This window comes from Arcticibacter sp. (assembly GCF_045629565.1).
Taxonomy (GTDB): domain Bacteria; phylum Bacteroidota; class Bacteroidia; order Sphingobacteriales; family Sphingobacteriaceae; genus Arcticibacter.
In genome coordinates, this window is the sequence record NZ_JAZQRL010000126.1 from 40,606 (window position 1) to 53,802 (window position 13,197).

10 protein-coding genes are annotated in these 13,197 nt (G+C 44.3%); 3 read left to right on the forward strand and 7 right to left on the reverse strand.

The features are described from left to right. Positions 1 to 141 precede the first annotated feature (141 nt). The 4 genes from adhE to rlmB all read right to left on the reverse strand — a co-directional run bounded on the left by adhE (position 142) and on the right by rlmB (position 6,310). Positions 142 to 2,775: a bifunctional acetaldehyde-CoA/alcohol dehydrogenase gene (adhE, locus tag ACKI5J_RS17885; RefSeq protein ID WP_407430947.1), complete on the reverse strand. Its 2,634-nt coding sequence runs from the start codon at positions 2,773 to 2,775 to the stop codon at positions 142 to 144. A gap of 114 nt (positions 2,776 to 2,889) precedes the next feature. After that, positions 2,890 to 4,794 (reverse strand): DUF294 nucleotidyltransferase-like domain-containing protein, encoded by a 1,905-nt coding sequence (locus ACKI5J_RS17890; protein WP_407430948.1) that lies wholly within the window; start codon positions 4,792 to 4,794, stop codon positions 2,890 to 2,892. Between the two features lie 5 nt (positions 4,795 to 4,799). After that, positions 4,800 to 5,498 carry an exonuclease domain-containing protein gene (locus ACKI5J_RS17895; protein WP_407430950.1) on the reverse strand — a complete coding sequence of 233 codons (699 nt, stop codon included), beginning with the start codon at positions 5,496 to 5,498 and terminating at the stop codon, positions 4,800 to 4,802. Positions 5,499 to 5,545: 47 nt separating this feature from the next. After that, positions 5,546 to 6,310: a 23S rRNA (guanosine(2251)-2'-O)-methyltransferase RlmB gene (rlmB, locus tag ACKI5J_RS17900; protein WP_407430952.1), complete on the reverse strand. Its 765-nt coding sequence runs from the start codon at positions 6,308 to 6,310 to the stop codon at positions 5,546 to 5,548. A gap of 253 nt (positions 6,311 to 6,563) precedes the next feature. Between rlmB and dnaB the strand changes: the two genes are divergently transcribed. After that, positions 6,564 to 8,132, forward strand: a complete 1,569-nt coding sequence (gene dnaB / locus ACKI5J_RS17905; RefSeq protein WP_407430954.1) for a replicative DNA helicase — start codon at positions 6,564 to 6,566, stop codon at positions 8,130 to 8,132. On the opposite strand, the gene chrA is transcribed toward dnaB, so the two are convergent. Together chrA and ACKI5J_RS17915 are read right to left on the reverse strand one after the other, a co-directional pair. After that, positions 8,129 to 9,352, reverse strand: a complete 1,224-nt coding sequence (gene chrA, locus ACKI5J_RS17910) for a chromate efflux transporter (RefSeq protein ID WP_407430956.1) — start codon at positions 9,350 to 9,352, stop codon at positions 8,129 to 8,131. The two genes, dnaB and chrA, sit on opposite strands and share 4 nt — an antisense overlap. Beyond that, the gene (locus ACKI5J_RS17915; RefSeq protein ID WP_407430958.1) at positions 9,345 to 9,680 is read right to left on the reverse strand and encodes a tetratricopeptide repeat protein; all 336 of its coding nucleotides are present in this window, start codon (positions 9,678 to 9,680) and stop codon (positions 9,345 to 9,347) included. The genes chrA and ACKI5J_RS17915 overlap by 8 nt, the downstream gene beginning before the upstream one ends. A 68-nt stretch (positions 9,681 to 9,748) precedes the next feature. Here ACKI5J_RS17915 and ACKI5J_RS17920 point away from each other — a divergent pair, with 68 nt between their 5' ends. Together ACKI5J_RS17920 and ACKI5J_RS17925 are read left to right on the forward strand one after the other, a co-directional pair. Then, entirely contained in the window at positions 9,749 to 10,345 is a 597-nt protein-coding gene (locus tag ACKI5J_RS17920) for a bifunctional nuclease domain-containing protein (protein ID WP_407430960.1), read from the forward strand. A gap of 40 nt (positions 10,346 to 10,385) precedes the next feature. Then, complete coding sequence (locus ACKI5J_RS17925) at positions 10,386 to 11,654, forward strand: NupC/NupG family nucleoside CNT transporter (protein ID WP_407430962.1); 1,269 nt, start codon at positions 10,386 to 10,388, stop codon at positions 11,652 to 11,654. Between the two features lie 81 nt (positions 11,655 to 11,735). Here ACKI5J_RS17925 and ACKI5J_RS17930 read toward each other — a convergent pair whose 3' ends face one another. Next, on the reverse strand, positions 11,736 to 13,025 hold the full coding sequence (locus tag ACKI5J_RS17930; protein ID WP_407430964.1) for a citrate synthase: 1,290 nt from the start codon (positions 13,023 to 13,025) through the stop codon (positions 11,736 to 11,738). Positions 13,026 to 13,197 lie beyond the last annotated feature (172 nt).

Genomic DNA, 13,197 nt, shown 5'->3' on the forward strand with positions numbered 1-13,197 from the left:
GATATGTCGCCTTCTGACTATAAGCAATCAAGATAACGAAATGTTCACCCAGAGATTAAAACTATCAAAGATGCACTTTGAATTTACAAAAAAACCCAGAAGCTGGCGCTCCCGGGTCTCTTCCCTTCAATAATAATAAATTTAGGCTACTGCCTCTTCGTCAAGCTTGAGCTCATCTTTTTCCACCTTCGGTTTTCCTTCAAAGGCGTTTATATATAATTGTTTTAATTCGCTTATCAACGGATATCTCGGATTTGCTCCGGTACATTGGTCATCGAAAGCCTGTTCAGACATCGCGTCAAGGGTCGGATAAAAGGCCTTTTCAGAGACACCGTATTCTTTTATTGAAGCAGGGATACCTACTTTGGCTTTCAGATCGTCTATTGCAGCAATCAGCAGGTCGATCTTCTCGGAATCCGTTTCTCCGCCCAGGTTCAGGTAATCTGCCACCCTTGCATATCTCCATTTTGCGTTTGGATATTTATACTGAGGAAAAGCAGCCTGTTTACGTGGATTGTCAACAGCGTTAAACCTGATCACCTCAGTGATAAGCATTCCGTTGGCCACGCCATGTGGTACGTGGTGAGTGGCTCCCAATTTGTGAGCAAGCGAGTGGCATATTCCTAAGAAAGCATTGGCAAAAGCCATGCCCGCCACTGTTGCCGCATGCGCCATTTTTTCGCGTGCCTTAACATTTGTTTCCCCTTCATTATATGCATCTGGAAGATACTTGAAAATCAACCGGATCGCTTCCAGTGCAAGCCCGTTAGTATACTCAGAAGCGAGGACGGAAACATATGCTTCGAGAGCATGTGTCAGTGCATCTATACCAGAAGCAGATGTGAGCCCTTTAGGCATCTTCATCATCAGCTCAGCATCTACGATGGCCATGTCAGGCGTCAGCTCATAATCAGCAAGTGGATATTTTAAGCCTGATACCTCATCCGTAATAACAGCGAACGGCGTAACTTCAGATCCTGTTCCGGCAGACGTCGGAATCGCAACCATCATCGCTTTTCCCCCCATTGTCGGGAAGCGGTAAACACGCTTGCGGATGTCCATAAAGCGCATGGCCAGATCTTCAAACCGAACTTCCGGGTGCTCATATAAAACCCACATGATCTTCGCTGCATCCATCGGAGAGCCACCACCTAGCGCGATAATCGTATCTGGCTGGAAGCTGATCATTTCAGCCGCTCCCCGTCTTGCCGTATCCAACGTTGGATCTGGCTCAACGTCGAAATATACAGTATGCTCAATGCCTAACTCCTCCAGCACCTTCACCACCGGATCCAAAAAGCCTAACTTATATAGCACCTTGTCCGTTACAATAAAAGCCCTTTTCCGCCCAAGCTCTTTAAGCTCGCGAAGAGCAACAGGCATACAACCGTATTTAAAATAAACCTTTTCAGGTACTCTGAACCATAGCATATTTTCCCTTCTGCTTGCCACGCTTTTTATATTTAATAAATGTTTAACGCCTACATTCTCAGAAACAGAATTTCCTCCCCAGCTTCCACATCCCAAAGTTAGAGAAGGAGATAGTTTAAAATTGAAGATGTCGCCTATCGCTCCCTGGGAAGATGGCATGTTTACAATCGTCCGCCCTGTCTTCATCTTAGTTCCGAAAGCTTCGATTCTGTCGTGCGACTTGACCTCGTCCGTGTAAAGGACCGATGTATGTCCGAAGCCGCCCAATTTAACCAGCCGGACAGACTTCTCCAAAGCTTCCTCAAACGTGCCGGCCTTATACATCGCCAATAGCGGAGAAAGCTTCTCATGAGAGAAGGCTTCATCCCTTTCTACAGATTCGACCTCTCCGATGAGTACCTTAGTGTATTCAGGTACAGTAAAGCCTGCCAACTGGGCAATTTTGAAAGCAGATTGGCCTACTATTTCGGCATTTAAAACGCCGTTTACCAAAATCACTTTTCTGACCTTTTCTGTTTCTTCGTCATTCAGAATATAAGCACCCCGGTCTTCAAACTCATGTTTAACCTCCTCATAAATGCGGTCAATTACAATGACAGACTGTTCAGACGCGCATATCATCCCGTTATCAAATGTCTTTGATAAGAGAATGGAGTTTACCGCCATCTTCAGATGAGCTGTTTCATCAATAATTGCCGGTGTATTTCCTGCTCCCACTCCAATGGCTGGCTTGCCTGATGAATAAGCGGACTTAACCATCCCCGGTCCACCTGTAGCCAAAGTGAGATCACACTCAGACATAACGATCTGCGATAACTCTACGGAAGGCTCGTCAATCCAGGCAATAATATCTTTGGGTGCCCCTGCTGCGATAGCTGCTTCCAACACGATCTTCGCAGCTGCGATTGTTGACTTCTTTGCCCTCGGATGTGGTGAAAAAATGATTCCGTTTCTTGTTTTCAGAGCGATAAGAGCTTTGAAAATCGCTGTTGAAGTTGGGTTGGTTGTTGGAACAACCGCGGCGATCACACCAATCGGCTCAGCAATCTTCGTAATACCAAAGGCCTCATCGGTTTCTATGACACCGCATGTCTTTGAATCTTTATATTGGTTATAAATATATTCTGAAGCGAAGTGGTTTTTAATCACTTTATCTTCCACAAGACCCATTCCTGTTTCTTCAACCGCCAGCTTAGCCAGCAATATTCTGGCATTGTTTGCAGCCATGGCCGATTGACGAAAAATTTCATCAACCTGGTCCTGGCTATAGGTTGAGTACAACCGCTGAGCTTCTCGGACCCTTTCTATTTTTTGAACAAGCTTTTCCGCATTTGTGGGTTTCATAACGATTACGTTTAATCTATGTGATTCAATGGTATAAAGGTATACTCATATCCTCTTGAAACCAATGACAGCTATCAACCTGCCAAATGATGACAATCATTAAACCTCAGGCGTTTAACCAAACAAATTACTGGTATACTCACGCCGCAGCCTTGACTGAAACGACTCTATCGTTCTGAAAATCTCTTTCAGCGTTACCTGCTCAATTTTGGTAAGACTGTTTGGATCAATATAGTTTTCCGGAAGGGCCTTATCGTGTATAATCTGGCTAGCTTGCTTTTTTAATCGCATAGCCATCAAATAATAGTAAGACTGATTCAATTCGTGAAATTCCGATTCAGAAAATACCTTTATATCCTTCAGGGCCTTAAGGCGCTCGCCCGTGTTGGTTTTAAAAATCCGGTTTCTGAGGCAATACAGCCGAACCAGATCAACTATAGGAGTCATTGCTTTCTTTATATCGAATACTTCCTGTTCACCTATGGTAATCGTCCGGATATTTTTAAAGAACGTCAAAGGTGGTTCATACTGAACGGCATTATTCGCCATATGGAAAAACAGCTTCTCCATCGGCTCATGAAGCTTTTCATCGAGAAACTGATGGAGTTCAGAAATAATAGTTTTATCGCCGTAGATATACCTGCAGTCAAAGAAAGTAGAAAACTTGATAACCGTCTCAGGAAGAGACTCTTCCATCCAGCTTTCGTAATTCCGTTTCCAATGGGAAAGAGAATGGGTCCAGTTAGGATTGCTCGCCATGAATCCACCGGTACAATAACTAAAGCCTATATAGTTAAGCTTCTCCGAAACAATCTTTGCGAAGTTCAGAAAGTAATCCCTCACCAACTCGCGTTGCTCATTCGCCTTATCTTCGTATATGATCGCATTGTCCTGATCTGTCTTCAGCGTCTGCTCCTTACGGCCCTCGCTACCCAAGACCATAAAAACGAACTTTGCAGGTGGCTCGCCGACGCGCTTAATAACCTCTTCAATGACCTTTTGGGCAATTGTATCGGCAATAGTCGAAATGATCTGGTTAATGATCTCTGCATTGACCCCGCGGCCCAGAAGCTGTGTTATCATCTGCGGCACCTGCTGCCATTTCGATCTAAGCTCTTCAACCGACACAGCAAGCTTAACCGACTGCACATATACCAACGGTGATTGCGCCTGTTCGCTTAATAACCTGTTACGGCTAATTATCCCCTTATATACACCCTGGTCTTCGACCAGCAGATATTTGGTCTTGGTAGAAAACATCATCAGCACAGCTTCGTATACAAAGGCCTGACTGCTGATGGTCACCACAGGGTTGTCAACCACCTCGATAACCGGTGCATTAACGTCTCCCCTCCTAGCAATAACCTTGTCCCTTAAAGTGATATCCGTAACAAAACCTTCAACTACACCCTCATGGCTCCGGATAATCATACAGCTTGTTTTGTTATCCGCCATGATACCTGCAGCCTTATAAATCGGCGTATCCGGATAGCAGTACACAATATCGCGATAACCGATACTTTCAATCCGGCGTGAGTAAAGCTGTTCAGAAGCGAGGTAACTTTCCTCAAACGAGGTTGGTTTCTTAGCAAAGTGAGCAAATTCTTCATTCAGCATCCTGCGGCCAAAATCCGCAGTAAAATGATGGAAGAACTCATCGTAAGCATTACACAGTGCCCTGAAGTCCTTTCTGGGAAGGAAGTATACAACAGTCCCTTTTTTTGCGATAACGGTCCTCAACGAGCGTTTCCTGTTCAGCAGAACAGAGACTCCCCCATAGCAGAAGCCAGGCTCATGGTGCTCTTCAAGCCGCCTGGCCTGTGAGCTATCATAAAAAAACGCCTCGTATTTCCCTTCTACAATAACGTCGATACCCTTCATTTTAGTCACTTCCTGTTGGTAAATGACAGTATCCTTAACATACCTCACTTCATGAAAAAGGTCAGCTACTCCCCGGAGCACTTCTTCAGGCAAGACGTTGAATGGGATAACATTTTTTAGAAACTCGGCACGTGTCATGGTGTTTAAAAAAGAAATGAGATAAGTATCGTAAGCACACAAAGAAAAAGTACGGGCAGAGCAGACGAGAATTTCTTCGCATTATACTTTACTTTATTTAAAGGCCCTTGTTGAGACGCTACAACTTCGTCGGTTATGAGCCCCTGCCTTTCAAGCTCAAAGAAACACCTGGCCGTCGCAATAGAGTCATCCAACGCATTATGCGGATTTCGCAGACCTTCATTGAACAGAAGATCATATAGTTGTCCGAGCCTCAAAAAACTTGCACTCGGATTTCTTACTAACTTTACCGTTGCCATCATGGTACAGAAGGCCGGGCAACAAAGAGCCAGGTTGGGAAGTCCGGCTCTGTAATAGTCCGCTCCGATCATATGCAGATCCAACTCGGTAAAGTGACCCACAATCATGGGTTTGTAACGCGACAGATCTTCCGACAAGTCTTTCATTACCACCACCCGAGGCTTCCCATACTCTTTCCGGTATTCGTCTGAAAACCCATGAATCTTAAAGGAGCCCGGCGACACAACAAAGTCTTCATCATTAATGAAGTGGTCCTTCTGAATGAGCTCTTCGCCCTTCTTCGTATAAACCACCCATGAAATTTGGACAATATGCGGCCAGTTCCCTTCCTTGGAGTAAGGCTTGTCCCAGCGTTTGGGCAAGCCTGATGTTTCAGTGTCTATAAATAAATAATACTCATCCACGTTAATCACTGGTTAGTTTAATGTCCTTTCAATAAACTACAAGACCGTTAAACGGTTCTTTGTCTCACTGCTTCATAAAGAATCACCCCCGCAGAGACTGACACGTTAAGCGAACCAATCGTACCACTCATCGGAATTTTAGATAAGTGGTCAGCTACACGAATAATTTCCGAAGATATCCCATCTTCTTCAGAACCCATCACGATAGCTGTTGGTCCTTTAAAATCAACCTTATACAAGTAATCATTAGTTTTCTCTGTACACGCAACAATTTGTATACCAGACTCCTGAAGATAACGAACAACCTTACTCAGACTCTCATGGCGGCAAACTGGAATATTAAACAACGCGCCTGCAGACGTCTTTATCGTATCCGGATTGATCTGCGCAGACCCCTTTACCGGCACGATGATCGCATGCACGCCAGAGCATTCTGCGGTTCTTGCAATGGCACCCATATTTCTCACGTCGGTGATCCCGTCCAGGATCAACAATAGCGGCACCTCACCTTTTTCATAAATCTGAGGAACAATATCTTCAATTTTCTGATACGTGATCGGCGAAACCATTCCGATAACACCCTGATGGTTTTTTTGCGTTATCCGGTTCAGCTTCTCAACGGGCACCTGCTGATAGGTTATCTCAGCCTCCTTCAATAACACCCTTAATTCGTTGAATAAAGCACCTGTAAGGCCTCGCTGTACATACACTGCTTCAATATCCTGCCCGCTCTTAATCGCCTCAATCAAAGCTCGGATGCCGAAAATCATTTGATTATGCTCTCTGCGGACTCTATCGGAATTCGTATTCATTCATAAAATTTTATCTGACAAATTACTGTTTTTTTGCTCATATTATATATAATAAAATCCCTGCAACTTCCGTTTTTAACATCTTTGAAAGTTTTCAACATCGCTCAGCGGCTGTTAATCCCCTGATAAGCCGCCTTGATTAACATCTTATCCACATCCCGATGTGGATATCTAGAAATAGTCTCGTTGTAAAAATCAGCCTCCTTTCAATAGTTGTGCAGAACTAGACAAAGCGATTATGTATTTTTGCATAATGAGTTTAGAAATGGAAAACGGAGGATTTAACCCGGACAGAAAATCCGCGGGTACAGACAGGCGAACTCGTCTTACAAATATGGTGAGCGGACTTGGAAAATTACCTCCTCAGGCAATCGATCTGGAAGAAGCAGTATTGGGTGCACTTATGTTGGAAAAAGATGCTCTCTCTGCTGTTATTGACATTCTGAAACCTGAGCTCTTCTATAAAGAAACACACCAGAAGATATTCGCTTCTATAGCAACGCTTTTCCAAAAGTCGTCCCCTATCGACATCCTGACGGTTACATCCCAGCTCAGACAACAGGGAGACCTGGAAATGGTCGGAGGCGCATACTATATCACTGAACTTACAAACCGTGTGGTATCCGCCGCAAATATCGAATATCACGCACGTATTATTTCTCAAAAATTTATTCAAAGAGAACTTATCCGCATCTCTACGGAGATCATCCAGAACGCATATGAGGACACTACCGATATATTCGACCTTCTGGATCATGCAGAAAAGAACCTTTTTGATATCGCTCAGAACAACCTTCGTCGTGATTCCCGGAAGATGGATGATATCATCCGCGAGTCTTTAGACTCACTCGAAAAATTGCGCGACCGTGTAGACGGCCTTACCGGTGTACCCTCCGGATTTACAGCATTGGATAGAATGACCTCAGGTTGGCAGCCTTCCGACCTGGTAATCATTGCGGCACGTCCGGCAATGGGTAAAACCGCTTTCGTGCTCAGCTGTGCAAGAAATGCAGCTGTTCAATTCAATAAGCCCGTCGTTGTATTCTCTTTGGAGATGTCATCTGTTCAACTTGTCAACAGGTTAATTTCCGGGGAAACGGAAATAGAGCAGGAAAAAATCCGTAAAGGTAATCTGGCTGAATGGGAGTGGCAGCAGCTTCACTCCAAAATCGGGACATTAACGGAAGCACCTCTTTTCATAGACGACACCCCTGCTTTGAACATCTTTGAGTTCAGGGCCAAGTGCAGGCGCCTGAAAGCGCAATACGATATCCAGATGATCATCATTGACTACTTACAGCTCATGCATGGAAAAGGTGAAGGAAAAGGCGGTAATCGTGAACAGGAAATCGGTAGTATATCCCGCGCATTAAAATCCGTTGCTAAAGAACTCAACGTCCCGGTAATCGCCCTTTCGCAGTTGAGCCGGGCAGTAGAAAGCCGTCCGGGAGGAAATAAGAAACCAATGCTTTCCGACTTACGTGAGTCGGGTTCAATTGAGCAGGACGCCGACATGGTACTCTTCCTTTACAGGCCAGAATATTATGGCCTTACGGAAGACGAAGAAGGACGTTCAACCGTAGGTATTGGTGAAGTAATCATTGCAAAGCACCGTAATGGTGAAACAGGTACCATCCCGCTTCGGTTCATCGGAAAGTATGTAAAATTTGCCGACCTGGAAGATGATTTCAGTGTCAACTCCGCTGCGGTAAGCACAGATCCTTTTGCAGGAATGGCCCCATCAACCGACTTCGACAAACCCAATACCTTTATCACCAGACCATCCCGCATGGATGACATGGATGATGAGGCACCTTTCTAAAATATCAGACCCACCAGAACCCCGGTTAGAATCAACCAGGGGGTTCTGATCCTGGTGAAACATAAAATGCAGATTGTCACAGCGATAATTCCGAACTCAAAAAAAGAAGAACCCATACTTTTCTTAAGCATTGGATCCAGGAGAAAAAGAAAAGCGGCAATAACAAACCCCACGGCAACAGCATTAATTCCCGACAGTGATTTCCTTATTCTGCTTACCTTTTTTAGGTCGTCCCAAAAAGGAACGAAGAAAAGTACCAATATTACACCCGGCAGATTGATACCTAAAGTTGCTACCAGGCTACCCGCTATTTGGCCAAGAATGCCGTTTCCTGCGTTTTTCATCGCCATCGTACCTACAAAAGAAGTGAAAGAGAACGTGGGCCCTGGCAAAATCTGCTGAAACGCATAGCCGCTTAAGAACTGGTCGGCAGTCAGATATCCCTTCATCTCCACGAATTCCGTAAACATTAGCGGAACAAGTACCTGGCCTCCGCCGAAAATGATCACTCCGTTCCGATAGAAATTCTCAAATAAACGGATGGGAAGACTAAAAGGTGAAGTCTGATTGATGATAGCACCCAACGATGCAAACAGCAACAGGATCCCGATAAAGTACAACACCTTTTTCTGATTTATATTCCTGAAAATACCCGTATGGAGACCTTGCTCCTTCGAAGAACTCTCCAACGCCGCGGAAATAACCCCACCAATTAAGATGAGTATGGGAAATACAAACGCGTTCTTCAGAATAAGCGTTACGATCACCGCTCCGAATGCGAGCCATAACGACAACCTGGTCTTCAGCTGACTTCTAGACAGCGTAATCGCAGCGTAACCGACAATACCGACTGCGATTGGCTGAATATAATCCATCACATGGTGGAACTCCGATTTCTCCCCCAGAAAGGAATAAATAACGCCAATAAAGCACAAAAAAGCTGCCGACGGAAATATCCAGATAAGAAAGGTAATAAGAGATAAATAAACTCCGCCCACCTTGTAAGCAATTCCCACGAGCGTTTGGGTAGAAGACGGCCCGGGCAGAACCATCGTCATCGCATTCAGCTCAAGAAGTTCGTCCTCGCTGATGTACCTTCTTTTCAAAACAAACTCCTTCAGCATCATCGCAAGATGCGCCTGCGCACCGCCAAAAGCCGTCAATGTAAAGATCATTACATCTTTAAGAAACAACAGCTTTTTGGCGTTAAGTTTAATCATCTTCGTAATCCTGACCTGTCGCAGACAGGTATACGGTTTGCAACTCTGAAAAAGCATGCATATCACGTACGGCTTTTGCCACAGACATTCCCTTCTGATAGGTTCTTACCGCCTCCTCCTGTCGCCCCAGCTTCTCATACAGTTTTCCTGCATGATAGTAAGTTCCAACATAATCTTCATTATTGGACATCAGGTCTTCAAAGTAAGATAACGCTTTCTGAAGCTCCAGTCTTTTCGTATATTCAGTTGCCAGAGCGTATTTAATGAATGGATCGGAGGGATCATTTTCTAAAAAAGCGAAAAGCTTTTGCAATCGGTCGTCGTTCATTATAAAAAAATGCTTTTTTAATCTATTTTTGCAAAATAAAACAAAACAGGCGATTAAGGGTAAACGGAATGAAAAAAATCAAATTGGAAATTGTAGGCTTGTCATATAGTCAAACACAATCCGGCGCATATGCCCTGGTATTGGGTGAAGTAAACGGAAGACGCCGATTACCTATCATTATCGGTGGCTCAGAAGCGCAGGCCATAGCCGTTGAAATCGAGAAAATGACACCAACCCGTCCTCTTACTCACGACTTATTCAAATCATTCGCAGTCGCCTTTCAGATCAATATTCAGGAAGTGATCATCTACAATCTGGTAGACGGAATATTCTTCGCAAAATTGATCTGCAGCGATGGTACCCAGGTGCAAGAAATAGACGCAAGAACTTCAGATGCGGTTGCTTTAGCAGTACGCTTTGGCTGTCCCATCCACACTTATGAGTTCATACTCGCCTCCGCAGGAATTATGATTGAAGGCAATGACTTTGTCTTCCTTGAAAACATTGATGCAGCTCCAGGAGATGAAAAATCCGAAGCAACAGCAGGTTATAGCTCTTTAAGCGATGACGAACTTAAAGAAAAATTACAGCAGGCATTAGCAGAAGAAGCTTACGAAAAGGCGGTGAAGATCCGCGACGAACTATCTAAAAGAAAGTCTTCATAGGCCTCTAAAAGCAACACACAAAATTACAGCAACTTAATAAATGGAAAGATTCACCGGCATAATCGGTATCATACTGATTTTCGCCATTGCTTTTTTGATGTCTAACAACCGTAAGGCAATCAACTACCGTCTCGTTTTCTCCGGATTAGCTATTCAACTCGTTCTAGCCGTATTCATTCTTAAAGTCCCGGCAGGTAAAATGATATTCGCCTGGTTAGGTGCAGGAGTCACCAAGGTTCTCGACTTCTCCCACGCAGGCGCCAACTTCGTATTCGGCCCTCTGGCAAACAAAATTGCCCTCAACACCGCTTTTGGCGTCGACACCATCTTCTTCTTCAACATTATTCCCACTATTATCTTCGTAGCAGTACTCGTGAGTGTTGCTTATTATTTGGGTATCATGCAGCGTATTGTAAAAGTCTTTGCGTATGGCGTATACAAACTTATGGGAGTTTCAGGGGCAGAGGCACTCTCGAACATTGCAAGCGCATTTGTCGGTCAGGTGGAGGCACAGATCATGATCAAACCTTACCTGAAGGGAATGACCATGTCCGAGCTGCTCGCCTCCATGACAGGCAGCATGGCATGTATTGCAGGCGGCGTCATGGCTATCTACATCTCTTTCGGTGTTCCCGCTGAATACTTACTGGCCGCCAGCATAATGGCTGCACCGGCAGCATTAGTCATCTCTAAAATCGTATGGCCCGAAACGCAGGTTTCTGAAACTAAAGGTGAAGTATCCCTGGAAGTGCAAAAGACCAGCGCAAATCTTGTGGATTCTATCTCACATGGAGCTAGCGACGGCCTGAAGGTGGGACTAAACGTCATTGCGATGCTGATCGGCTTTATTGCCATTATCGCACTGGTCGATTACGTTCTCGCAGGCATAGGCTCAGTACTTGGAGGCTGGGGGCTTTCTCTGGCATTTGTCGGTATTGATATCCATCATCTGAGCCTGAACCAAATCCTGGGTTCCCTGTTTTCTTTGTTCGCCTGGGCTATGGGCGTTCCATATAAAGATATTCACGCCGCAGGTTCTCTAATGGGTACCAAGATGGTGATCAACGAGTTCGTCGCCTATCTGGATCTGGCTAAAATCAAAGACACCATCGACCCGAAAACGCTGGTTATCACCAGCTTCGCCCTTTGCGGATTTGCCAACTTCAGTTCTATAGCCATACAAGTAGGCGGTATCGGCGAACTAGCTCCCGAAAGACGGTCAGACCTTGCAAAGCTGGGAGTGAAAGCCCTTATTTGCGGCACCCTGGCTTCCTATCTTTCCGCAACGATAGCCGGGATTCTTATTTAAATGTAAAGCTGATAACCCCCATCATAAAAAAAGGTGTCCGGAACTTTCCGGACACCTTTTTTTATGATGGGGGTTAATGAACTAGCCCCTGTCAGCTATGTCAACATATTGCTTGTCAACTCCGCCCACATATACCTGTCTTGGTCTGCCTATTGGCTCCTTATTTTCTCTCATCTCTTTCCATTGAGCTATCCATCCCGGCAGACGTCCCAAAGCAAACAGAACCGTAAACATATCCGTAGGGAAGCCAAGCGCTCTGTAAATGATTCCTGAATAGAAATCTACATTCGGATACAACTTGCGCTCTACGAAGTAAGGATCGTTTAACGCAGCCTCTTCCAGCTTCTTGGCGATCTCAAGAATCGGGTCGTTAATTCCCAACTTATCGAGAATTTTGTCACAAGCAGATTTTATAATATTGGCTCTCGGATCAAAGTTTTTATAAACACGGTGACCAAATCCCATTAAACGGAAGTTATCATCCTTATCCTTTGCCTTGTTGATCCATTTCTCCGTATCTCCACCATCATTCTTGATGAGTTCAAGCATTTCAATTACAGCCTGGTTGGCTCCACCATGTAACGGGCCCCAAAGTGCTGAAATACCGGCCGAAATAGAAGCAGGAAGGTTACATCCTGATGAACCTACGATACGAACGGTTGATGTAGAACAGTTCTGCTCATGATCTGCATGAAGAATCAACAGCTTATCAAGCGCATCAACCACAACAGGGTCAATCTCAATCTCTTCAGTAACCTGGCCGAAGGTCATGTTCATAAAATTCGCTACATAGCTTAAACTATGCTTCGGATAGATGAACGGCTCTCCTAAAGAACCTTTATATATCCAGGATACGATAGTCGGCATTTTAGCAAACAGCTTGATGATGCTTAAATTGATATCCTCCGGTGAAGGGTTTGCGTTGAGGCTTTCGGGAGAAAATGCGGATAATGAACTTACCAGTGAGCAAAGCTGTCCCATTGGGTGTGCTTTAGGAGGAAATCCGTCATAGAATTTCTTCATATCTTCATGCAAAAGCATGTGCTTGCTGATCTGGTGCTTAAAGTTGTCAATCTCCGCCTGAGTAGGCAAATTTCCGTAAATCAATAAGTATGCAACCTCAATGAAACTGGATCTTTCTGCAAGATCTTCGATCTTGTACCCACGGTACTTCAGTATGCCGTGTTCACCATCTAAATAGGTGATAGCACTTTTGGTACTTCCCGTGTTTTTAAACCCACTATCTAACGTAATGTAACCGGTTTGATCTCTAAGCTTTGAAATATCTATAGCTTTCTCATTCTCTGTACCACTAGTAACTGGTAACTCGTACGTTTTATCTCCTAGGTTTAAAATAGCTTTATCTGACATATATTTGGATGTTGCAACGCAAAATTAATTAAATATGTAAATCCTGAAAGTTAATTATGGAATAGCAATGTAATTTTTTTGTAAGCCCAAACGATGAATTTACGCTTTTAAAATTACATCTCCATTAATTTTCAACCCACAATATACCATTTATGTGTATATTTATGTAATC

Excerpts from the sequence above, each read along its gene's own strand:
- adhE (WP_407430947.1), bottom strand. The coding sequence starts at position 2,775 with ATGAAACCCACAAATGCGGAAAAGCTTGTTCAAAAAATAGAAAGGGTC.
- ACKI5J_RS17930 (WP_407430964.1), bottom strand. The coding sequence starts at position 13,025 with ATGTCAGATAAAGCTATTTTAAACCTAGGAGATAAAACGTACGAGTTA.
- dnaB (WP_407430954.1), top strand. The coding sequence starts at position 6,564 with ATGAGTTTAGAAATGGAAAACGGAGGATTTAACCCGGACAGAAAATCC.
- ACKI5J_RS17915 (WP_407430958.1), bottom strand. The coding sequence starts at position 9,680 with ATGAACGACGACCGATTGCAAAAGCTTTTCGCTTTTTTAGAAAATGAT.
- rlmB (WP_407430952.1), bottom strand. The coding sequence starts at position 6,310 with ATGAATACGAATTCCGATAGAGTCCGCAGAGAGCATAATCAAATGATT.
- ACKI5J_RS17890 (WP_407430948.1), bottom strand. The coding sequence starts at position 4,794 with ATGACACGTGCCGAGTTTCTAAAAAATGTTATCCCATTCAACGTCTTG.
- ACKI5J_RS17920 (WP_407430960.1), top strand. The coding sequence starts at position 9,749 with ATGAAAAAAATCAAATTGGAAATTGTAGGCTTGTCATATAGTCAAACA.
- ACKI5J_RS17925 (WP_407430962.1), top strand. The coding sequence starts at position 10,386 with ATGGAAAGATTCACCGGCATAATCGGTATCATACTGATTTTCGCCATT.
- chrA (WP_407430956.1), bottom strand. The coding sequence starts at position 9,352 with ATGATTAAACTTAACGCCAAAAAGCTGTTGTTTCTTAAAGATGTAATG.